Source organism: Luteimonas notoginsengisoli (genome assembly GCF_042648885.1).
Lineage (GTDB): Bacteria > Pseudomonadota > Gammaproteobacteria > Xanthomonadales > Xanthomonadaceae > Luteimonas > Luteimonas notoginsengisoli.
Genome location: NZ_JBHRYF010000001.1, coordinates 608536 through 630319, shown reverse-complemented (window position 1 = coordinate 630319; position 21784 = coordinate 608536). Strand labels below are relative to the sequence as shown.

The following is a 21784-nucleotide window of genomic DNA, read 5'->3' as shown; positions in this document are numbered from 1 at the left end:
GGCCATGTGCGGTCGTTTCGTCCAGAGACCGTTGCCCCTGGCGTTCGCCGACGCCGACGTTTACCCCGAGATCGGCCCTGATCTGCGCGAGCTCACCCCGCGCTACAACCTCGCGCCGACACAGCGCGCCGGGGTGATCCTCCGCGACGAAGACCAGCTACAGGTCCGCCGCCTGATCTGGCGCCTGATCCCACGGCACGCCGACAACCTCAAGTTCAAGTATTCGACGATCAACGCGCGGGTGGAGACGGTGGCCAAGTCCTGGTCGTTCCGCTACGCCTTCCGCGAGCGCCGCTGCCTGGTGCCCATGGCCGGCTACTACGAGTGGCAGGGGCCGACCGGTGCGAAACAGCCCTACTACCTGCACCGCGCCAACGACGAGCCGCTGTTCGCTGCCGGCATCTGGGAGCCGCGGCAGAAGATCCAGCCGGAGGGTGACCCCGGCAGCTTCGCGATCATCACGACAGATGCGCGCGACGAGTACGGACGAGTCCACACGCGGATGCCGGTCTTCCTGCCCTTCGCGATGATGGAACCATGGTCGACCGGCTCCACCGAGGACGCCATGGCGATGCTGCTCGCCTTCACGCCGCCGCCGATCGAGATCTACCCCGTTTCACGGGCGGTCAACGGGCCGAAGCTGGATGATCCGAGCCTGATCGCCCCGATCCCCGCGGAGGAAGCCATCGCATGAAACAGTCCCGTGCAGAACTGGATGCCCGCATCGATGCGCTCGCTGTGGAGACGCAGCGACTTGCCAACGAGGACCCCGACAGCGACCTGATCGGCGCATTCGCCGGCGTGGCGGAGGAGATTGAAGCCGACGCCGGCGACGATGACCACGCGCACGTATGGACGCGCTTGCAGTGCATCCTGCGCGACAACGGGCTGATCCCGGGCGACGACGAGCCCTGCCAGGAATAGCTCCAGGACGGCCACGCTGCGCGCATGGTCAGACGGTGACTTCCACCAGCGGCAGGTTCGGCGCCACGTCCACCACGCGACCGGCCTGCACCCATACGTTGTAGGGGATGGTGCCGCCCAGCTGCCCCTGCGCGCGCATCTGCGCGCCCTCGGCGGTTGTGAGGCTGCTGGTGCCGTCGGCGTTGTGCGCTGTGACGGTGGCCAGCAGGCGCGGCGATGGACCGCCCAGGTTCGAGAACTGGTCCCAGAGTTCAGTCCGCATCGCTGTAGTGCCTCTCGAGGGTGATGGTCTGCTCGATCACCAGGGCTTTGCCGTCGGTGCGGGCGTCGAACCGCACGGCGGTGCACTGGCCGTGCCAGGTGCCTTCCGAGGCCTGCACCTCGACCAGGTCGAGGGGCAACACACGTCCGGTTTCCCCGGCGGCCAGCGGCGCGGGGAACAGGGGGAAGGTGAGGTCCACGCTGGCCTGCTCACCGCGATCGCCCAGGATGTTGCGGCCGTGCTCGGCCCCCACCGCGGCCGTGTTGGTGAGCGGGTGGCTGACCTGCGGCGCGTACAGCGTGCCGGCCTCGCCGTTGCGCTTGACGCGCACGGTGACGCCCTTGCCGGCGGTCTCGCCGGTGACCACCACCGCATCGAACAGCGGCTGGCTCACCACCTGCAGGTTCACCGAGGTGACGATGTCGTCCTGCAGCACCGCGTCGGGCGTGGTGTCGGGCCAGTCCCATGGGCTCGTGGGGTAGCGCGGGCGGATCCGCAGGGTGAGTTCTTCCGGGTCGGACTGGACCACCGCGCCGCTGGCCTCCGCGATCCGGCTAATGGCATCCAGCGGGGTGGTGTTGTCGTAGTACCACGCGTCGGCGGGCACCACCCAGTCCACGGTGTCGTAGTCGGCGGTGTAGCCGGTGCTGGCCAGCTCCTCGCCGACCAGCTGCGCCGCGGTGCGCTGCAGCGGTGCCACCTTGGTGCGCGCCGGCGCGTAGGGGCCCGCCAGCAACGCCGTGCGGGAGCGGCCGGAGATCGAGACGCCGCCGGCGACGAACTCCTTGCGCGAGTTGTAGGCCTCCACGATGGCCGTCCACACGTACCCGTTGAGCGTCACCTCGATCTCGCGCGGGCCGTTGGCGTTGGGCTTCAGCAGCTCGAGCTGCTCGGGGTCGCACAGCGACAGGTCGAAGGTGGCGCCCCAGGCATCGATCGATTGCGCGATCGAGACGGCGTCGACCTCGATCGGCAAGCGGTCGGGTAGACGGACGACGAGGATGGAGTTGAGCACGATGTAGGTCCTGCGCGTGGGGCGGACCGCGTAGCACGCGGTGACGCCGAGGTTGAGCGGCGCCAGGCCGCGGACGTCGATGGCCGGGCAACCGAGGTTGAGGCCGACGCGATCGCCGGGCGGGAAGGTGTCGTCGGGGGGTGGTGGCTTCGGAGGTTTCGGCGGCACCACGATCCAAGGGATGCGCTTGGCCAAGCCCCACGGGATGCGCCACGTGCGTTTCGTCCTACCCGGGTAGAGCCACCGCAGTTCGATGTCGCGCCGGCGGGTCGCCAAGCGCGCGATCCAGGGCAATGAGCGACCTGCAGCAATCAGACCCGGATTGCGCCAAGCGATTGACGAGGCGACCGCACGGCGCGCCAGGCTGGCTAACCAAGGTATGGAGGCCCCACGGCGACGCACCGGCAGGCTGGTCCACGGCAGATCTGCCGCACGGCGTTGGATGGGCGGTCGTGTGCGCCAACGGGCCGCCGCGGTACGATTCAGGCGCGGCAGGCTCCCCCACGCAAGCGCAAAAGCGCGGCGAGTCGCTGCAGAAGGTGCCCACGGCACTCTCGCGGTGCGCCGGATCGAGGGCATGCGTCCCCACGGGACACGCGTGTCCATACGACGCAGTGCCGCGGCCGACCCCCACCGGATGGTGGCGTTGGTCCTGAGCCCACGGTCGACTGGATCGGGCGGGTCGGGAATGTCGTCGTCCCAAGGGACCCCGAGGTTCAGGCCGACACGACTGCCTGGGCCCGCGTGAAGCGGGCCGAGATCGAGCCCGACCTTGGCTCCAGCGGCGCTCATACCCTGCGCTCGTCTCCGGTCACGTCGCGTTCCACTCACTGAATCCAGACGGGAGGAACGAAAGTCCAGTCGTGCGCACGAGGCCGACGGTGCCCACCCTTCGCAAGGTCATCGTTGGAAACCAGGTTTTCCCCGCGGGCAGGGGCACGGCTGCTTGGAACGCGCCGTTCTTGTAGAAGGTTACCTCGGGTGCATCGGCATCCACCGCGACGGTGATGACATCAGCCGTTCTGTAGGCTGCGACGGACACGACCGAATTGCCGGTATCGAGCGTCCATGTCAGAGCCCCGGTACTATCACTGCCGCCGTAATAGCCGACGGAATTCAGTGCGTTGCCGACCATGTCGGCAAGCTGGCTGTTCAAGTTCTCCTTGGTCGCGATCCCGCACACGGAGTTTTGGCCCGATCCTACTTGCCCATCTCCCGAGGCCTGTATCAGCTCGAACGCGTACTTTCCGCTAGACCTCCCAATGATTGCGAAGGCGCCTCGCCACGAAGTGGTGGTCGTGATCGCACGAGCGCGGTCCCAAGAGAAGTCGATTCCGGAGCCGGAACCGGCCTTCAACAGGACGTCAAAGACATTGTTGTTGGTCGGCAGCTCGCACGCGATGGCAACTTCGCGCCCCAATTCATCTGTACCGCGAAGAGTCCAAAGCGCGCCATCGTTTGAGGTAACCGCACCCGAAATGATCCCGAACGAGCCTGCCGACTGCAGCGTAAAGCCTGCCGGCATCGCGCCATCGATCACATCGAAGGTCACATCGCCGGAAGCACCAGACGTGCTCACGAGGACGCGAAGAAGCTGGCCAGGCATAACGAAGGGAAACGCTGCGTCAAGGCGGAAAGGGATAGGCACCGGACCGGTGGATTCCGCGGGGGAAACCCAATCTTGGATCGCGGAGTTGACGGTGGCGCGGCCGTCGACGCCCACGACCATGTATCGGTCGGTACGGCGGAGTCCATCGACTCGCCATGTTCCGTCAAACGCGCTGAGCGCTTGGGCGACACAGTTCATCCCCCGGCGCTCGAAGACCCGAATCGCTATGCGGCTGGGCTCGTTCATGATGCGCGCCAAACCGTCGGGCTCATCACCCAGCGCGGGTTCGCCCGCGAAATAGCCGTCGCCTGCCCAAGGCACCATGGGACGAAAGTCGAAGCCGAGTCCAAAAGAGTTCATGGTCTACCACCACTCATTGACGGTGTCGAAGAGCACCTGCCCGTTGTAGGCGGTTGATTTGCTCGCGGTGTGGACACTGAACTTCCAGGCGAGAAGACGCGTCCCCGGCAAGGGGTGGCCTGGCAAATTATCGAGAATCAGGTCATCGTCGAATGGGCGTGCGTGTTCCGGGGCCAGAACACCCGGAAGCCGACCGCGCAGGAGGTAGGCGCCTTCCTTGACTCGGATCGATGAGTACCACAGACCATAATTCACGGGATTCGGAAAGGGGCTGCTGGCGTTGTTGCCGAACTGGGCCGTGCCCATTTCAGTGTTATGGGTGACGTAGATTGAACCCGGGTCGGCGCGATAGTTGCGCCCCAACGCAAGGCACTTGGTCACGGTGCTATTGGTCACAACATCGTTGGCCCGGAAAAAGTTCTGCAGGATCGAGGCTCCCGCATAAGCGGTCAATTCGTTGCTTGACACCGCGGAGTGGCAGGCGTCGCCGGGCTTGAACGAGACGATGTCCCCGAAGAAGTGCGGAAGAGCATAGTCAATTCCCTGAACACCCACATCGATGAATAGGTAGAGGCACCGCTCGTTCCCGATGGCTCGCCACGCGCGTGGCGCGGAGGAGAGAACGTTGGATTTTGGAATAAGCGAGCCGTTGGGATAATCGCTTGGCAGGGGGTGCTGGCCCGCCCCAGTGTCGATGTCCGACATCGATTCGTAGCAGGTGGCCCAGGCGTGTCGCGCGTTGCCAACGGTAGCGCTGTCATCGATCCGCAGGAGGAAGCCGCTGCCGCTCGTGGGATTGTTCTGGTACACGCGCTTGTTTGTACCGCTGAACTGCCGCGTCCACCCAAGTCCAGGCTTCACATCAGCCCCGGAGCCATAGCCATCTACCAGAATCGCATCGAGGAACGCGGTGAGTGAACCAGCGGTGCCGCTGAGGGAAGGCGCGCCCGGGTCGGTGCTCCGATAGACGGTGGCAGTGAGGCTCACGGGGTTTCTCCAGCGCTGTTGCCGATGACTTGGAATCGAAACGAGTCGGTCGTCGTTTCCGGCGTGCCAGGAAGCGTGGTGCGAACCATCCACACTGGGGCAAGACCGCCGATCGTGTTGAATCGCAGGCCATTTGCCACGGACCAGCCCAAGCCCCAGCCCTCCTTCGGAATCGTGAAGTAAGGCAGTTCCGTGCGCGGATTCAGTGGCGCGCAGTCCGTTCCCGTGCTGCCGATGGCGATCGTGCCGACCGTCTCGCCGCGCACCTCGAACGACGTCGAGCCGGTGAACACCACCACCCAGCGCTCGGTGATTGCGTCGGCGTTGGTGACTTCGATGGGGAAGTCGGTGTCATTGAACGTCGCCGGCGCCTGGTCGCCGATGCGCACGTCGCTCCAGACGTTGGTCCAGGTGTTCTGATCGAACACGTTCTGCACGCGCGCCTGCAGGTCGAGTGAGCCATTGGCCTCGCCCAGGCGCAGGGCAGTGCTGATCATGCTGTCGCCGGCGGCGAAGGCGTGGGACAGGCCGGTGTTGAGCTCGATCTCGCCGGTGATCTGCACCGCGGCCACGAGCCGGCGATCGTCGATGCGGTCGCTGATCTTCACCGGCAGCGTGTAGGCGCCCAGGTTGAGGGGGTCGCTGAACTCGAACGTGCCGGCGTCGAGGTCGAAGGTGTACCAGGCGCTGTCGATCGGCACGCCGACGGTGTCGCGCACCTCGATCTGGGAGATGCCGGTGCGGCCGAGGTCGAGCGCCTGGCCGGCAGCGGGCGTGTCCACGCTGGTGACCTGCGTGTTGTGGATCAGCACGGTTTGCCCGGCCTTGAACGCCGGCACGCGGCCGTCGCTGGGCAGTCGCACCGGATCCAGACCCACGACCACGGCGGACAGCGGGATGGACCGGTAGACCACCGCGCCGATGTAGACGCTGCCCGCGAACACCAGCGTGGGTTTGAACACGTCGGTGCCCACCACGTTGTCGGGGTCGTACCAGGGCTCGCCCTCGTTGCCGGCCGCGGGCACCATCTCGCCGAACTCCACGGCCGCGGCGCCGCTCTCCCAGTCGATCAGGCCGCGCACGCGGTCGCCGGTGATGTCGCCGTTGATGTCGGCCGTGGCGGTGAGCTGCTCGCCGGCCAGGGTGGTGGCGCGCAGGGTGAACACGCCGGCCTTGAGCGGGGCGCCCGGGGTGCGGAACTCCACCTGCGCGATGCCTGGATCGAACATGCGCGTGAGCAGCGAACCCACGCTGATGGCGTTGGTGCCGCCCGGCGCCCAGCCCGCGATGACGGCCTGGCCGCTGCCGTAGTCGAAGCTGCCGGCATAGGTGCCGCTGCCGCTCACTGGATCGATGTCGCGGTAGAGCGAACCGTTGCGGTCCACGTACGTGGCACCCTTGAAGGTGAACCGCACGCTGCCCGGCACCACCGCCTCGAGCACGCCGGGGGTCAGGTCCACGGCGACGGGCGGCAGCGCGATCTCGTCGGTGACGGACGTCTCGCCGGCGGCGGCCGCCTGGTAGCTGGCGGTGATCAGCGTGCCATCGGTGAACTGCAGGCGGCGCACGCCGTTGGTGACCTGATTGAGCCGGTAGCCGTTGCCGAAGCTCGCAACCGGCACCCGGACGTTGTTGATGTCGTGCTCGCCGGCCTTGAGGCTGATCGCGCCGGTGGTGTAGTTGATCGTGCCCACGGGCGCGGTGAGCTGCGGGCTGTTGGTGATGACGATGTTGCCGGCACCGTCGTCCTTGGCCTTCAGCACCACGCTGACCGGCAGCTCGTCGAGCTTGCCGCCGGCGAGGCTCGTCTGCCACACCAGGTTCACCGAGCCAGCGCGTGCCGGCACCGTGCCCAGCGAGAAGCCCACCACGCCGAAGGCGTCGGGCGTGGGGGTGAAGTTGTCGGTGACCTGCGGCGACCAGTCGTAGGCGATGGCCAGGCCGGTCCCGACGTCGGGCAGCGTGGTGGGCCGGACGCCGACCTCGCCGGTGGCGTAGACGATGCTGCCGACCGCCGTGGCGCCCACCTTGAGCACGCCGGCGCCGTCGTCGGTGGCGGTGACGCCGGCGCCGCTTACCTGCCAGGTGATCGAGAAGCTTCCGGGGGTGATGCCCTCGTCGGGGAGCAGGAAGTTCAGGTAGGGCGGCTGGATCTCGGTGTCGGTGTCGCGGCGCTGCGCCACGATGCCGGTGCCGTAGCTGGTGATGATGGCGCTGCCGATGTCCGGCAGGGCGCCGGTGGTGATCACCACGCTGCCGGTGGCGTAGTTGACCGTTCCGCTGCCCTGTCCGGGCTTGCCCAGCAGCTGGCCGGTGCCGTTGTCGGTGAGGCGGATCCACTTGCCGAGCGCGCGGTAGTCGACCACCACCGTGCCGGCGGCTGGCAGCGGCAGCAGCTGGAACAGGTAGTTGTAGCCCTGGTTGCCCTGCACGATGTCGACGCGCTGGCTGTAGCCCTGGTCCAGGATCGGGCCCGCCGGCGTGGCGGTGATGCTGACCGACGTGCTGCCGGCGCCGGTGGAATGGGTGACGGTGACGCTGCCGGCGCCGTAGTCGACCGTGCCGCCCCACGGAGACAGGCCGGCGGCGGTGAGGCTGCCGTTGCCGTCGTCGGTGAGCGTGGTCGCGCCGACGGTGACGCTGACCGACCCGCGCGTGAACGGGTTGCCGAGGTAGCGCGTGATGCCGATGCCGGCGCTGAAGCTGCTGGTGAAGTTGCTGGCCAGCGAATCCGCCGGGCCCGACTGCACGTAGCTGACCGTGCCCAGGCCCGCCAGCACGTCGCTCACCGGCGTCTCGGCCAGCGTGGACGGCACGATCGGCACGTAGGGCGAGTCCACCTTCACCGACAAGGCGCCGGACACCGCGTCCTCGGTGAGGCGCTTGACCGAGTAGTAGCTGGCCGCGTCGATGATGTTGGTCTCGTGGATCCGCGTCGGCGGCTTGGCCGCGGTGCGCCGGTCGGCCTCCTGGCCATAGAAGTCGTAAAGCAGCGCAGTGACGGTCTCGACCACGATCACGTCGCGCTCGAACGCGCCCTGCTCGTCGTAGAACGTCTGGGTGGTGCGCGAGAGGATGCTGCGCACCCGCATGTACTGCTCGGCTGGCTCATAGCCCGGCGCCGCGGTGGACAGGCACAGGTTGTCGTTGATGTCGGGCGTCGGGGCGTCCTTCATGCAGTACATGCTGATGGCCATCTGGCCGATGAAGTGGTTGCCCAGCAGCACGTAGCGCGACTCGACGCCCTTGGTGATGTAGCTCTCCACCCGGTTGCGCGCCGCGGCTCGCTCGTCGCTGTAGCTTCCGGTGGCGAACATGCTGGTGCAGACGTTGCCGTCCGCCGGCGGGTCGACGATCACGCCGATCGCGTCCTTGAGGGTGTCGGTGTCCGGGGTGTCGAGGTGCACGAACATCTTGCGCAGGGTGCTGCGCCCAGTCGTGCGCTCCTCGTCGCCGATGTCGGGGAACAGGTTGTTCATCTCGCCGTCGACGATCTCGGCCTGCACCATGCGGCCGCCGCCGTCCGGGTTGTCGGTGAGGCGCTGGGACTTGCGCAGCTTGATGTCGAGTGCAGTGATGGGCATCGGGTTACACCGTCATGAGGCGGAGGGTGACGGCGTAGTAGTCGCCGTCGAACTGGGGGGTGATGTGCTTGATCGGGCGGGCATCGATCGCCGCGCCGTCGCTGCGGCGCCACGCCACCGTGAACGTGCGGGTGCCGCTGTTGTGGGCGGGCATGACCAGGGCGAAGGTGTTGCCCGGAACTTCCTCGCTGGCCTGCAGGGCGCGCAGGACGTCGAGCGTCACGCAGCCGACGTAGTCGTTGCTGCCCTGCTGGGTCTCCAGCGTGATCGGGCGGCCGGCCTGCAGCGCCGACTCGTGGACGATGCGGGCGCCGGTGAGCGACGGCTTGATGGCCTGGCCGACCTTCCACGCGGTGAATTCGTCGATCCACAGCAGGTCTTCGGGCAGGGCGATGCCGTCGAGGAGGATGTCGCTCACCGGCGGTTTCTCCGAATGCTGATGGAGCGGCTGCGCTCGATGCGCTGGAGCACCATCGGAGCGACCAACCCCGCAATGCGCTCGGCCTGCTCGAGCTCGGCCGCGCTGGCGGTGTTGGCTACGCTCTTCGTTGGTGCGCGCCAGTCGATGACGAGCCGGTCTTCCACGGGCTTGGCCAGAGCGGCGTCGCTGCCTTCCTTGCGGCTGCGCTCGCGCGCCGCGGCCGCGGCCGATTCGGCGGCCTGCTGCTCGCGCAGCGCCTGCTCCTGCTGCTCGCGCACGCGATCATTGATCTGCTTCAGCTTCGCGGCGCCGGCCTCGAGCTCCGCTTCGCTGAGATAGCTGTAGCGCTTGCGCAGCTCCTCCAGCTCGTGGTTCACCGGGTTGAGCTTGGCGAGCTGCTCGTCGAGCTCCTTGTTGAAGGCGCGGAACTCCTCGCGCTGCGCACGCCACTTGGCGACGAGGAAGTTCTGCATCTCGTCCCATAGCGGGTGGCCGACCCAGCGGCCGAGGTTCTTCAGGCCTTCGTTGATCTCGTCGCCGAAGGCGCTCATCGCAAACGAGGCTTGCTGGATCTGCTTGCCCGATTTGGCAGCCTTTTCGCCGGCCTTCTGGGTCTCGGTGCCTACCTTCTCGACGCTCTGCGCCACGGTGGTCGAATTGCTGCCCAGGCTGCCGAGCGCGGAATTGGCCTCGGCGACGCCCTGCTTGACGCCGTCGGCCAACTTGGGCGCCGTGCCGGAGAGGGCCGCCAGCGCATCGTCGGCCATGGCGACCCGCTTCGTGAACTCGTCAAAGCCGATCGATCCTTCGCTCAGCGCCTCGCGCAGCGCCTGGCGCATCGCCTCGATCTCTTGCTTGGTGCTGGCCTTCTTGAACGCGTTGTCGAATGCCTGGGCGATGGCATCGGCGCGCTGGGCCGCCGTGAATCCGAGCCGGTCCACCTCGCCGATCGCCGCGCGGAACTGGTCGACCGCGGCGCGACCGGCCTTGCTGAAGCCGGTGCTGATCGCGTCGACGTCGACGCCGAGACGGGTCAGGTTGATCGCATCGATGGCGCGCCCGAAAACCTTGGCGGCGGCGCTCCCCGAATCGAACGCTTGCGCCGCGGCGGCCTGGAGCTTCGGCAGGTCTTCGTCCGCCACCGCAGCCAGCGCGGTGCGCAGTTCCGCCTGCACGGCGCGCCCGGCGGCGGTACCGCGGATAGACACCTGGTCGAGGATGTCGGCCGCCTGCTGCAGCCCCTTCGTCGACGCCAGGTCGAGCCCGTCGAACGCGCCCTTGATTGCGTCCTTGGCCGACTTTCCCTTGTTGGCCAGCTCATCGAACTTGGCCACCGCGGAGTCGACGAACTTGCGGATGCCCTGTGCCGCTGTCGCCGCGTCGTCCAGGGCCTTCAGGCGGGCCTGCACCGCCGTGATGGCGTCCTGCAGCGCCTTCCAGTGCTCGGTTGCGGCCGCTTCCTTCTGCGCGTCGCCGGCGGCGCGCGCCATGCGCACCTGGCCTTCCCAGTACTTACGCGCCTGGCCCAGCGCAAAGTCGTAGTCCTGGGCCTGTTGCTGCGTCAGGCTGCTGATCTGGCCAGCGGCCTTGATCTGCACGTCAGCGTATTGCCGGTAGACGCTGGTGAGCTGCTGGCCAATGGCGATGCGTTCGCGCTCGAGGTCGCGGGCGCTGACCTGCACGCGCTCGAGGGCGAGCTGCGCGTCCTTGACCTTCTGGATCTCCTCGCCGGCCTTCGTCCAGAAGTAGAGCGCGGCCTCTGCGCCTGCCACCACCAAGCTGATGCGGATGAACCGGGGGATCCCGGCAATGATGCCGCTGAGCCGACCGAGCGCGCCGCCGGCGACGGTGGTGGCGGTGGCCAGCGTGGTGGTGGCGGCCGTGGCCGCGCGCGCGCCGCCGGCGAGCAGCGTGAACCCGTTGGCGATCCGCGCCAGCTGCAGCGCAAGGTAGGCCTTGGCCAGGAAGATGACGGCGTCGGCGTGCTTCGAGACGAAGATCGTGGCGTCACCGACGGCCTTCGCGATCGGCAGGATCTGCTGACCCAGGTTCTTCAGGCCGTTGACGATGCCGATGATGGCTTCGGACACGCGCTTGGCCAGCGCATCCATGCCACCGGTCGAGTCCAGCAGCTCGCGCAGCTGCTGCTTCATGTAGTCGCCGAGCCCGGCGTCGACGATCTTTTGCTTGAACTCCAGCCAGCGCGCCGCCGACCGGGCCACGAGACCGCTCAGCGAGCCGAGCGATCGCGTCGCCGCGCCCGAGTTGGCGCGCCCGATCTCCGCGATCAGCGACGACATGGTGTCGCGGCCGAGCTTGCCGGCGCTGCTGAGCTTCTGGAGCTCCTGGACGTTCTTGCCGGTAGCTTTCTGCAGCAGGTCCCACACCGGCACGCCGCGTTCGACCAGCTGCAGGATTTCCTCGCCTTGCAGCTTCTGCTTCGCCCACGCCTGGCCTAGCGCGAGGATCTTGCCGTCGAGGTCTTCCATCGACCCACCGACCGCGGCGTTCTGGTCGACCAGCGCCTGCATCGACCCGTTGAGCGGGTCGAGGCCGAAGGACATCAGGCGCTTGGCCTGGTTGACCACGTCGATGAAGGCCAGCCCGTTGCGCTTCGACAGCACCTCGAGCTCGCCGTAGGCGCGATTGCCGGCCGCCTGTGAGCCGTAGAGCTCCGTCAGGGCGCGGCGGGCGTCTTCGGCTTGCTGGGCCACCTCCCCAAGCGCGCGAGCGCCCGACGCGGCGGTGCGGAACGTGAGGAACGCCAGCACCGGCGCCGCCAGCGATCGCAGGCGCGTGAGCGCGCCACCCACGCCCTTGTAGCTGTCGGCAATGCGGGCGTTGCCGGCCGGGACTTCCCTGGCGGCGCGCGCGTTCTCGGCGCGGAACTGTTGCACCGACTTGACGCTCTGCGCCAGCGTGCCGCGGGCGTCGGCCAGGCGCGCCTTCAGTTCGCCTTGCGCGGTGCCCAGCTTGCGCGTGTCGATGCCGCTGCGCGACAGCTCACCGCGCAACTGCTGCAGCTGCAGGCGCTGGCGCTGCGCGGCCTCGCTCAGCTCATTGACGGTCTTGCTGGCGGTCTTCTGCGCGCGGGTGATGCCGGAGTTGCTGGTATCGCCTTGGCGGAATTCACGGAACAGCGCTTCGGCACCGGCGCGGGCCGACTCGAGGTTGGCCTCGGTGGTCTGCAGGTCGCGCTTGAGCTTCTCGAACGCCTCGACCCGAGCCACGTCCTCGATGGCCTGCCCGAAGCGTTCCATCGCCTTGCGGGCGATGTTGCTCTGGAAGTCGGCGACGTCGCCCAGGTCGCCGAGCTGCGCGACAAGGCCCTTGAGCTCCTCGTCGCCGGCGCTCTCGACGTAGAGCCGTATCTTCTCTTCCAGGATCGTGCGTGCGCCGGCCATTACTTGCTCCCCCGGCTGAGCAGCACCTGCCGCGCCAACTCATCGGCCATGAACGTGTTGACCTCGTCGGCGATGGCCTGCGCGTTGCGGTCGTTGTCGCCCTCCACCATCTGCACCGGGCTGGGGCCGGTGAGCGTGCGCAGGCGGTTGCGCGGGTCGCGCGCGCCGCCGGCGCCGCGCACCAGCTGGCGCGCGACCAGTCGACGGGTGCCGTTGATCGTGGCGATAAAGGCGGACGAGTAGGTCTTGCGGTCGCCCTTGCGGACCTCGGCCGTTGCCGCGGGTGCCCACCTGCCCTTGCGGCGCGCGGGACCACGCCAGCGACCGCCGAAGCTCAGGAGCGGGATGCCCTTGGTGCCCGCGGCCAGTGCCACATACTCGCCGTCGTCATCCAGGCCGGTGCGGACACTGAACTTGCCGGACAGGTCGCGCGCCTTGACGCCGTAGCTGTCGCGGATGACGCGCTTGGCCGCGGGTTCGAACCGGCGCTTGGCGCCGGCGAGGGTGCGCTGGATGCTGCGGTTGAGCGCGGCTTCGCTGAGGCCGCTGAGACGGGCGCGGACTCGCGCGCCGATGGCGCGGTTGCTGGTGCGCGCGGCGGTGATGCTTTCGCGCGCCATCAGCTGTCACCGGCGATCGCGTTGTATTGCCGCAGCAGGGCGATTTCGGCATCGCTCGCCGCGTAGGGCGTGGCGCCGTCGTAGCGCACGCCGCGATGGGTGTGGCCGGCGCGGATGAACACCTCGCGGCGATCCGCCGACAACGGCGAAACCACCGGCTGCCCTTCGGCAACCGGTGGCGTCTCGCGGCGCGGGGACTTGCGCCGCGCCACCGTCAAGCCACCTGCTTGTAGGTCTCGAACACGTACGGCGCCGGCGCGCCGTTGGGCACGATCAGGTTGCCGGTGAGCACCGGGGCGAGCGGTTCGGCCGACAGCCAGTCGATGTCGTCCTCGACGCCCAGGCGCGCTTCGAACACTTCCAGCTCGCCGTTCTCGCCGCTGATCCGGTCCTGCATGTCGCCGGTGATGTAGAACGATTCCTGCGGGATCGCGCCGCCCTCGATCTTGGCGCCGTCCACGCCGGCGTAGGCGTAGCTGATCGTCAGTGCGTCATTGACCGCGATGTCGCCGCTGGCCTTGGGCATGACGTGGCCGCGGCGCAGGTCCACGGTGTAGTCGGTATTGGCGACCAGCGGCGAGCCGCCCTTGGTCACAACGACGGTGCTGACGTACTTGTGCGCCAGGCGGATCGGCACCGCGAGCGAGGACACCGTGTGCGCCTCGTCGGTGACCGTGCCCGCCACCATCGCCGCGTTGGCCGCCTCGCCGCGCAGGATGCGCGCCAGGATGGCATTCGGCAGTTCGAGCAGGCCGATCGACAGCGAGGTGACGCCAGGCTGCTGGTCGGAGTAGATCGGCTGGTTGTACGCGCTGTCGCGACGCTTGGACTTGACCGTCACTTCGTCGCCGGCCTCGTAGCCGAAGTTGAAGCTGCTGGTTTCGATCGGCTGGTTGCCGAACGGATCGGCGGGCTCCGGGATCACCGGCGTCAGGGTGCCGTCTGCGGCCTTCCGCCACATGCGGAAGTCACCGGCGAACTGGCGGACTTTGGGGTTTGCCATGGGGAAGATCCTCGTTAGGGTGCGGGCGATTTGAGTTCGGTCAGGCCGGCCCGCGCCGAGACCTGAGCGATATGGAAGCTGGCGCCCGATGCGTCATCGGCGCCGAACAGCTGCGCGTCGACGAGCTCGAGCGTGCGGATGAACGGCGGCAAGGTGCGGGTGTCGACCATGAGCGCCTTCACGATGTCGGCGCGAGCGCGATGGGCGAGCAGCTTCGGGTTGGTGCTGCCGTCGCCGCGCGGCACGGCGAACTCGACCGTGATGCTGGCGTCGCTGTTGATGTGCGCACGGCTGCTGGTGCTGACCGGTACGGTGGTGGCTTCGATGACGGTGGCCGGCGCGTCGATGTCGTCCGGCACGTCGCTGTCATCGAGGATGAAGGCGCCATCGCCCAGGTCGGTGCGGTAGCCGTTGGCCACGGTGATGGCGCGCAACACGTCGCGGATGTACTCCAGCACCAGCCAGCTCGCCGGCTCAGCCACGGCGCACCACCCAGCGGCTCAGCGAGCCGTCGTTGCTGATCTCGTCGTCGTTGAAGTACGTGTCGCCATCGACCACCAGCTGGCCGTGCTTGCGCGGCTGCACGTCGGCGAGGACGTAGGCCACCTCCACCCTGCCCGCCTTGTACTGCTGGGTTTCCCCGAGGGTCTGGATATCGCGGTCGACGTACACGCGGCACGCCGTTGGCACCGCGCCGGGGGCGGCATCCTTTGGCAGGTACAGGCCGGCGTCCGCCATGCCGGACGCGGCGAAGGCAGCGTGCAGACCGGCGTCGAGGTCGGCGAGGAAGGCGCGCTGGCTCACTTCTTCACCTCGCACTTCGACACCGCGCGGGTTTCGCACGCGGCGATGTCCCCGGCGTCGACGGCCTTACCGGTGCGCAGGGCGTCGCCCAGGCGGGCGCGGCAGTTGGCCACGTGGATGGTACCCAGGCGCACGCAGGCCAGGCGCGTGGCTTCCTCGACCGTGTTGGCGCGCGGGGCGTCCTCGGGCAACGGCTTGACCAGCCATTCGGGCACCACGTACTCGGTGACCGGGACGCGCACGAGCTGCGGGGCGTCGGGCATGTCCGGGATGTCCGGACAGGTGCTGCAGCCGGCGACGAGGGCAATCAGCAGGACAGGCAGGCGGCGGGTCATCGCAGCGTCACTCCGCAGGCGTCGCCGAGGTCGGTCGGGAACAGCTGGGCGCAGGCTGGCCGGCGGCGGCGGGCTTCGGCCAGGTCCTGCTCGAGCAGTCGTGTACGCAGCGCCGTGTCGGCTTCGGCCGCCGCCGCGCGTCCGCCGGCGTACTCGGCCAGCTCCGCGCGGCGGCGGGCTTCGGCCAGCTGCGCCACGGTGTGGGCATCGATGCTGCGGAACGTGGCGGCGAAGGCCGTGAACGAACGCGACGCCGCCTGCAGGGCGCGGTCCTTGGCGGCCATCACCCGCGCCTGCGCGGCATTGCGCTCGTGCGCGCTCTGCACGCCGCACGAGCGCCCGCCGAAGAACAGCAGGCCGGCGATCATCAGGACCGCCACGAGCTTGATGGCCGCCAGCGTGCTCATGCCTGGCCGTTGTTCCCGCGCTCGCGCAACCGGTCACGCGCTTCGTACAGTTCCGCCTCGAGCTGTTTGCTGCGGGCGTACAGCTGGTCGGCGTAGGCGTTGGCCGTCTTCGAACGGCGGCCGAGCATGACGCCGACATAGGCGAAGACCACGGCGACCAGCACGTTGCCCAGCAGTGGCATGGGCGACAGGTCGAACAGGCCCAGCATCACGCCAGCGGCCAAGCAGACGAGCGCGATGATCAGGGAGATGGCGTTGCCGATGTTCATCTTGGAACCTCTCAGGTAATGGCCGGCGGAGTGCCGGGTGTCTTGGGTGGAATGCCCTTCTGCTGGTAGCTGGTCGCGATCGGCGTCAGGAACGCGGCGCCCATCCCGATGGCGCCCAACGCGATCAGCACCCAGTCGGCCGTCAGATCCTGCAGCCGCTGGGGCCACGCGTTGTAGGTCAGGAGCGCGGCGGTTGCGGACAGCGAAGCGAGGGCACACCACGTGGAGATGCGCTTGAACAGGAAGCTGAAATCGAATCGCTGGTTCATCGCAGGCCCCTAGTTTTCTGCAATTCGGTGATATCGGCGCGCAGCTGCGCGCGATCCTTCTCGCCCTGGCCGATCCGCAGCTCGTGGTCGGCCAGCTGGATGGTGTGCGCCGACACCGTGGTGGGCAGCGCGTCCACGGTCTTCTGGATGGACGTGATGTCGCGCTGCATGACCTGCGTGCGCGTATCGATCGCGTCGACCTTGTCGATCTTCGTCCCCACGTACCCCATCGCGCTGATCAGGACGAGGCCGACGCCGCCGAGAATCCATCGCTCCGCGAGTCCGAGCTTCACCACCTGCGCACCACTGGTTTGGGTGTTCAGATCCATCGCCATTCACACTCCCCCGGCGGCGGCATACGCGGCCGCGAGCTTCTTGTCGTACTGGTTGCGCGCGAAGTCGACGCCGTTGTAGCCACGCGCGAACGCAGCCCAGTCCCGCTTCTGCAGGGCGGGCGCGAGGCCCTCGCTGAGGACGAAGTTGACGAAGAGCGCCAGGTGCGCATCCTCGTTGTCGTGCACCGCCATAAGGAAGCCGTACAGCGACCGCTCGCCGCACGCCTCCCAGTTGAATCCCATGATCTGGAACGCGCCCCACGACGTAGCGCGCACCGCGGCCTCGCCGTCGAGCTGCAGCGCCTTGTACAGCCGCAGGTACTCGCCCTCGCCGCCGCGGTAGCCGCCGGCGGTGCGCGAGGAAATGTCGCCGTGGCTCGCATCGAACTTGCGGCCGCTGAACAGCGAGAACTTGTGGCGCTCGAACAGGATCTTCGGGCGACCGTCTGCGAGGAACCCTGCCCCACCCGCTTCCACCGCGATCACTGCGCGCACGTGCGCGACGCTGACGCCGAGCTTGTCGGCGGCGCGCTGGAGCCCTGCGGCGGTGATGGATCGGGACATGGTGCCTCGCTCGGGAAAAGTCCTTTCGCCGGCCGCGGGGAGAGAGACCGCGGGCGGCGAAAGGTGGCGCAACGGTTACGCGGCCTTCGCCACGCCAGTGCCGGGGCAGAGGCGCACCAGCACGTCGGTGGAGCCGCTGCCGGCCGCTTCGACGGCATAGCCGAAGTTCTCGATGTCGCCGGTGGCAGCGGAGGCAACGATCACCTGGCTCGCGCTGACGTCCCACGTCAGGGCGGCGCCAGCGGTGATCACGGCGGTGCCAAGCTTGGGCAGGCGAAACACGCCTTCCACGTGCGCGGCGACAACGTCGCCGTTCTTGCCGTTGGTGACGGCGATGCCGAACATGCGACCCTGGCTGATGACACCGCCGCTGGCGACGTCGGCCGCCAGCGTGATGTCCAGCACCCGGCCGTCCTGGTATGCGTTCTTCATGGTCTTTCTCCGGTGGTGCGAGGGGTTGGAGGCTTGTGCTGGAGGAGCGAAGCGAGGGCGGGCGGATCCCCGCCCTCACTCCCTTCCCGTCACGCGCCGGGGTTCTTGTAGAGACCGCGGTAGTCGGCGATGGCCGGTGCCGCGTCGAGGCGCACCTTCCAGGCCACGCCGTCGACGGTGAAGCCTTCCTTCTGCTCCAGGTACGGCGTCTGGTTGCCGTTGAGGTAGCCGATGACGATGCCGTCGACGAAGGCCGGGTCGGCGACGCCGTACCAAGCAGCCGCGCTCACCGCATCCAGGCGACCCGAGGCGACCACATCGAACGTGTCGCGGACCGTGTTCGGCGTGGTGAGGTTCTTGCTGCCGCTGACCTCGGTCTGGCTCTCGCGCACCGTCTTGGCCAGGCCGCGCAAGGCGACCGGGACGACCAGCGACTTCATGGGGACGGTGATGATGTTGCCGTCGGCATCCTTCTGCAGCGCCATGGCCGACTGCATCACGTCGACGCTGGTGGTGCTGATGGCGGCAGCGGTCATCAGGTTGCCGTGATCCGCGTGGAACAGCGCCTTGCCGTCGGCCAGCGTCGGGTTGCTGGTGAGCAGGTCGAAGACCGCCTTTGCGATCGTGCGGCGCGCGGCCTGGCCGAGCTTCCGCGGCACGTCACCGAAGATGCCGAGGTCGTCGTTGATGATCGCCTGGCGCGTGATCGAGAACAGGCGGCCGTAGGTGACCAGGCGCATCGCCTGCGACTGTTCGCTGAAGGTGCCCTGCTTGAACTCTCCGCCCTCCGGCACGACCAGCAGGTCGCTGAACGCGCCCAGTCCCACGAGGTTGGTCGGCTTGAAGTCGGGGACGCTGACCGGGCGCGTGATCTGCTCGATCGGTTCCACCGCCTCCTCGTAGCCCTTCAGCACGGCCTTGCGCGCGGCATCGCCGAGCAGGCCCGGGAAATCGGACGTGGAGTGCGTGAAGGCCATGCCGACGACCTCCATCCGGTCCCGGCCGCGCACGTCGACGCCGGCCTGCACCAGCGACTCGCGCGCCAGTTCGGACAGGCTGTGGCCGCGGTACGGGTTGTCGGCCGTTGGCGTGGTCATGCCCGCGCGGGCCTCGATGCTGTTGAGCATCGCCGCGCGGGTCAGGTCGCGCTGCTCGACCCCGGCAACCACGCTCGCCCCGCCGTTGAGCGGCGCCGTGCCGGTCGCCATCAGCGACAGGATGTGCCGACCGACGTTGTCCGCGGTCACCGCGGGATCCGCGGCGGCCACGACCTGATCGACGTAGGCGCGCACCGCGGCGTTGCCCATGTGCGGCTCGGCCAGCGACAGGATCTCGGTGTTGCGGGTGCGCAGCGCGGCGAGCACGCTGGCGCCGTTGTCCTGCGGCGGCGCGGCGGCGACCACCGGGGCCTGTGCCGGCGCTGCCGGCGGCTGCGCCGGCGGGTTGGTGACGGACGCAGCGGGCTGGGCACCACCGGCGTTCGCCAGGATGTGGAGGTATTGCTGTTTCATGGCGGAATCCTCGATGTGGCCGATGACGGCCTGCTGTGAAACCTCGGGGAGCGAGGCAAAGACACGCGGCGACAACGCCGCGGTGATGTGGCCGCGCAGGCAAGCTGCGACGGGTGCCGGCGCCTGCTGGATGGCCGACAGGTAGCTGGTGAGGGCGACGATCGACGCCGCTTCGGCGCGGGTCTCGGCATTGGGCGCTTCGATGCGATCGGCGAAGCCGAACTCGACCGCTTCGGCACCGGTGTACCAGTGGTCCCGGCCGTCGCGCAGGAGCTTGTCGACCTCGTCGCCCTTGCCGGTCTTGGCGACGTACGCCTCCTTCATGGCGCTGGCGTGCGTGTCGAGTGTGTCGGCGAACTCGCGGAAGGCAGAGGCGTTGCCGCCGGCGACGGCATGCGGAGCGTGGACCATCAGCAGCGACGTCGGGAACATGACAACCTCGTCGCCGCACATCGCGATCAGCGACGCGATCGAGCAGGCCTGCCCGTCGACGTAGACCACCTTGCGGGCGGGATGGGCCTTGAGCGCGTTGTAGATCGCGATGCCATCGGCTGCCACACCGCCGCTGCTGTTGATGCGAACGTTGAACGTCTTGGCCGTGCTGGCCACGATCTGCTCGACCAGGTCGCGGGCGCTGATCGATTCCGACCAGAGCGACTCGCCGATGGTCCCGTAGACCATCACCTCGGCGACGCCTGCGCCTTTCGCCTCAATGCGCAGCAGTGAGCGCGCACCGGGGGCAGCCGAGGCGTCGGCCAGGATGGTGCCCATCGCGGCAAACAGCAGTGCGTGTCGGAGTGACTTGTGCATGCTCAGTCCTTGGTCAACATGGAATGCACCACGCCGGTGCGGGTAGACGCGCTGGGCGCCGGATCGACGGCCGCGGCATCGTCCAGCTCAAGCTGCGCGCGGCGCTCGTTCCAGTCGGCGGTCTCGGTCAGCACGTCGTTGGGGTTGTTGCCGGCCAGCAGCGTGTTCTGCTGCGGCGACGCCCAGCCGCGGTCCTCGGCCTCGCCCTTGGCGTAGGCTTCCTTGAGCGGGTCGATCCACGGCATCACCGGGCGCACGTAGGTGGACGCGGCGACGTTCGCCAGCGTCCAGCCGCGCGGGGCCTTGATCAGGCCGGCCAGCAGGCAGGCTTCGATGAAACGCTGCCGCTGCTTGCGCGGCCCTTGGGCGATGAACTGCTCGCCGAGCATGAGGTAGCCGCCCCACTTCTCCACCAGCTCCTGGCGCTGCGCGGAGTACGTGCCGTTGTAGTCCAGCGAGAGGCTGCTGTAGCTCGTGCCGATACCGCCAGCGGCAGCGCGCAACTGTTCCTTGCGCCAGGTGGCTGCGTTGGGATTCGGGCGGTTGGTCGCGATGGTGCCGATGTCCTCGCCGACCAGCAGGTCGTCGAAGACGGCGCCGGGCGTGAACCGCATCTCGCGGATCGGAACGCCGTTCTCGAGCACCGCCTCGCCGGCCAGGCCGCCTTCACCTTGGCCGTAGCCTTCCGGCTGGCCCTTCTTGATGTAGGCGCACATCGAGGCCGCGACTTTGGCGGCAATCCGCTCGGACTCTTCGTAGTCCTTGACGTCCTCGAAGCGCGACATGCTGGAAGCGAAGACGCTCAGGCCGCGCACTTGGTGGATCCGGTCGATCAGCGCCAGCTGGTTGACCTTGTCGGCAGGAACGAACTTGGTTTCGGTGTTCCAGCCGATACTTTCGCCGGGGTGGATCTTGTAGAACCAGTAGCCGACGCGCTCGCCCCACGCATTGCGCTCGACGCCCTGCAGGATCCGGCGGCCCGGCTCGGTGAAGTCGAGCGGCAGCATGTCGGCTTCGAGCATTTCGAAGCTGTACGGCACGCGCGTCCCGTGCGTGTAGAACGGCACCGGGCCGATGATGTCCTGGTAGTAGCACTCACCGTCGCGGAACAGGCTGCGCGCCATGAGCTGCTGGGCGCGGCCGTAGTCGTGCATCTTGGTGACTTCAGGACGGTCCCACCATTCGTCCCAGAGCGCGTCGATTTCCTGCGCCAGGACGCGATCGACCTTGCCCCCGGCCTTGCGCGGTGCGGCCAGCACGTCGATTCCGGAACCGCAGGTGTTCTGCACCAGCACGTTGAGCGCGTTGCGCGCCAGGTCGAGGTCGCGCTCGAGGTGGCGGGCCTGATCGCGCAGCTGCTTGGCGTCCATGCCGACGATGTTGTTGCCGCTGCCCCAATCGCGCGCCAGCTTGCGGGCGCGCGACGGCCTGGTGACCTCGTGAGCGACTGCGCGCACCGGGCGCGCCGCGGTGTCAGCGATGGCGCGTTGCGCGCGGTCCACCGGGATGACGCTGCGCAGCCGGCCCGCGGCAATGGCGGCGCTGCCCGTCACGTGGTGCCACCGAAGTCTGCGGTGGCGAAGCGCGCACTGCCGGCGCGCAGTTGCCGGTCGAGGAGGCCTTGCCACTCGCGCCGGCCAGCACGGATCTGTTCGAGGTCCGCGCGCGTCAGGTCACGGTCGCCGAAACGGACTCGCTGGCCCTTGAGGACCGCGATTTCCGCGTCGGTGTAGAACTGGACCATTTCCTGCGCTGTCGCCATGCAGGAAAGGTTCGCAAGTCAATGTGTGCCACGTCTGCCAAAAGCTGGCACAACTACCTCTGCAACTTGTTGTTTTCGTTGCGCTAAAAAATCAGGT

The 21784-nt window shown here is 68.1% G+C and carries 24 protein-coding genes; 2 read left to right on the top strand and 22 right to left on the bottom strand.

Annotated features, from left to right (window positions below):
• The first annotated feature begins 4 nt into the window (after positions 1-4).
• Together ACFOM9_RS03005 and ACFOM9_RS03000 are read left to right on the top strand one after the other, a co-directional pair.
• Positions 5-694: an SOS response-associated peptidase gene (locus tag ACFOM9_RS03005; protein WP_386706042.1), complete on the top strand. Its 690-nt coding sequence runs from the start codon at positions 5-7 to the stop codon at positions 692-694.
• The gene (locus tag ACFOM9_RS03000) at positions 691-924 is read left to right on the top strand and encodes a hypothetical protein (RefSeq protein WP_386706040.1); all 234 of its coding nucleotides are present in this window, start codon (positions 691-693) and stop codon (positions 922-924) included. The genes ACFOM9_RS03005 and ACFOM9_RS03000 overlap by 4 nt, the downstream gene beginning before the upstream one ends.
• 28 nt (positions 925-952) lie before the next feature.
• Here ACFOM9_RS03000 and ACFOM9_RS02995 read toward each other — a convergent pair whose 3' ends face one another.
• The 22 genes from ACFOM9_RS02995 to ACFOM9_RS02890 all read right to left on the bottom strand — a co-directional run bounded on the left by ACFOM9_RS02995 (position 953) and on the right by ACFOM9_RS02890 (position 21687).
• On the bottom strand, positions 953-1186 hold the full coding sequence (locus ACFOM9_RS02995) for a hypothetical protein (RefSeq protein ID WP_386706038.1): 234 nt from the start codon (positions 1184-1186) through the stop codon (positions 953-955).
• Positions 1176-2477, bottom strand: coding sequence for a hypothetical protein (locus tag ACFOM9_RS02990; RefSeq protein ID WP_386706036.1), 1302 nt, complete (start codon positions 2475-2477; stop codon positions 1176-1178). Before ACFOM9_RS02990 ends, ACFOM9_RS02995 begins: the two co-directional genes overlap by 11 nt.
• 535 nt (positions 2478-3012) lie before the next feature.
• Positions 3013-4170 carry a hypothetical protein gene (locus ACFOM9_RS02985; protein WP_386706034.1) on the bottom strand — a complete coding sequence of 386 codons (1158 nt, stop codon included), beginning with the start codon at positions 4168-4170 and terminating at the stop codon, positions 3013-3015.
• 3 nt (positions 4171-4173) lie between these two features.
• Positions 4174-5157, bottom strand: a complete 984-nt coding sequence (locus ACFOM9_RS02980) for a hypothetical protein (RefSeq protein WP_386706032.1) — start codon at positions 5155-5157, stop codon at positions 4174-4176.
• Entirely contained in the window at positions 5154-8741 is a 3588-nt protein-coding gene (locus tag ACFOM9_RS02975) for a hypothetical protein (protein WP_386706030.1), read from the bottom strand. The genes ACFOM9_RS02980 and ACFOM9_RS02975 overlap by 4 nt, the downstream gene beginning before the upstream one ends.
• 4 nt (positions 8742-8745) lie before the next feature.
• Positions 8746-9159, bottom strand: coding sequence for a hypothetical protein (locus ACFOM9_RS02970; RefSeq protein ID WP_386706028.1), 414 nt, complete (start codon positions 9157-9159; stop codon positions 8746-8748).
• Positions 9156-12566, bottom strand: a complete 3411-nt coding sequence (locus ACFOM9_RS02965; protein ID WP_386706026.1) for a tape measure protein — start codon at positions 12564-12566, stop codon at positions 9156-9158. The genes ACFOM9_RS02970 and ACFOM9_RS02965 overlap by 4 nt, the downstream gene beginning before the upstream one ends.
• Positions 12566-13186, bottom strand: coding sequence for a hypothetical protein (locus ACFOM9_RS02960; RefSeq protein ID WP_386706024.1), 621 nt, complete (start codon positions 13184-13186; stop codon positions 12566-12568). Before ACFOM9_RS02960 ends, ACFOM9_RS02965 begins: the two co-directional genes overlap by 1 nt.
• On the bottom strand, positions 13186-13404 hold the full coding sequence (locus ACFOM9_RS02955) for a hypothetical protein (protein ID WP_386706022.1): 219 nt from the start codon (positions 13402-13404) through the stop codon (positions 13186-13188). The genes ACFOM9_RS02960 and ACFOM9_RS02955 overlap by 1 nt, the downstream gene beginning before the upstream one ends.
• On the bottom strand, positions 13401-14189 hold the full coding sequence (locus ACFOM9_RS02950; RefSeq protein WP_386706020.1) for a phage tail tube protein: 789 nt from the start codon (positions 14187-14189) through the stop codon (positions 13401-13403). Before ACFOM9_RS02950 ends, ACFOM9_RS02955 begins: the two co-directional genes overlap by 4 nt.
• 14 nt (positions 14190-14203) lie before the next feature.
• Positions 14204-14671 (bottom strand): hypothetical protein, encoded by a 468-nt coding sequence (locus tag ACFOM9_RS02945; RefSeq protein ID WP_386706019.1) that lies wholly within the window; start codon positions 14669-14671, stop codon positions 14204-14206.
• On the bottom strand, positions 14664-14993 hold the full coding sequence (locus tag ACFOM9_RS02940) for a hypothetical protein (RefSeq protein WP_386706017.1): 330 nt from the start codon (positions 14991-14993) through the stop codon (positions 14664-14666). The genes ACFOM9_RS02945 and ACFOM9_RS02940 overlap by 8 nt, the downstream gene beginning before the upstream one ends.
• Complete coding sequence (locus tag ACFOM9_RS02935) at positions 14990-15328, bottom strand: hypothetical protein (protein WP_386706015.1); 339 nt, start codon at positions 15326-15328, stop codon at positions 14990-14992. The genes ACFOM9_RS02940 and ACFOM9_RS02935 overlap by 4 nt, the downstream gene beginning before the upstream one ends.
• Positions 15325-15735: a hypothetical protein gene (locus ACFOM9_RS02930; RefSeq protein WP_386706013.1), complete on the bottom strand. Its 411-nt coding sequence runs from the start codon at positions 15733-15735 to the stop codon at positions 15325-15327. The genes ACFOM9_RS02935 and ACFOM9_RS02930 overlap by 4 nt, the downstream gene beginning before the upstream one ends.
• Positions 15732-16004: a hypothetical protein gene (locus ACFOM9_RS02925; RefSeq protein WP_386706011.1), complete on the bottom strand. Its 273-nt coding sequence runs from the start codon at positions 16002-16004 to the stop codon at positions 15732-15734. The genes ACFOM9_RS02930 and ACFOM9_RS02925 overlap by 4 nt, the downstream gene beginning before the upstream one ends.
• Positions 16005-16015: 11 nt before the next feature.
• The gene (locus ACFOM9_RS02920; protein WP_386706009.1) at positions 16016-16273 is read right to left on the bottom strand and encodes a hypothetical protein; all 258 of its coding nucleotides are present in this window, start codon (positions 16271-16273) and stop codon (positions 16016-16018) included.
• The gene (locus ACFOM9_RS02915; RefSeq protein ID WP_386706007.1) at positions 16270-16608 is read right to left on the bottom strand and encodes a hypothetical protein; all 339 of its coding nucleotides are present in this window, start codon (positions 16606-16608) and stop codon (positions 16270-16272) included. The genes ACFOM9_RS02920 and ACFOM9_RS02915 overlap by 4 nt, the downstream gene beginning before the upstream one ends.
• On the bottom strand, positions 16609-17172 hold the full coding sequence (locus ACFOM9_RS02910; RefSeq protein WP_386706005.1) for an N-acetylmuramidase family protein: 564 nt from the start codon (positions 17170-17172) through the stop codon (positions 16609-16611).
• Positions 17173-17247: 75 nt separating this feature from the next.
• The gene (locus tag ACFOM9_RS02905) at positions 17248-17604 is read right to left on the bottom strand and encodes a DUF2190 family protein (RefSeq protein WP_386706004.1); all 357 of its coding nucleotides are present in this window, start codon (positions 17602-17604) and stop codon (positions 17248-17250) included.
• Positions 17605-17693: 89 nt separating this feature from the next.
• On the bottom strand, positions 17694-19925 hold the full coding sequence (locus ACFOM9_RS02900; RefSeq protein ID WP_386706002.1) for a ClpP-like prohead protease/major capsid protein fusion protein: 2232 nt from the start codon (positions 19923-19925) through the stop codon (positions 17694-17696).
• A gap of 2 nt (positions 19926-19927) precedes the next feature.
• Positions 19928-21478 carry a phage portal protein gene (locus ACFOM9_RS02895; protein WP_386706000.1) on the bottom strand — a complete coding sequence of 517 codons (1551 nt, stop codon included), beginning with the start codon at positions 21476-21478 and terminating at the stop codon, positions 19928-19930.
• The gene (locus tag ACFOM9_RS02890) at positions 21475-21687 is read right to left on the bottom strand and encodes a primosomal replication protein PriB/PriC domain protein (protein ID WP_386705998.1); all 213 of its coding nucleotides are present in this window, start codon (positions 21685-21687) and stop codon (positions 21475-21477) included. Before ACFOM9_RS02890 ends, ACFOM9_RS02895 begins: the two co-directional genes overlap by 4 nt.
• Between the last annotated feature and the right edge of the window lie 97 nt (positions 21688-21784).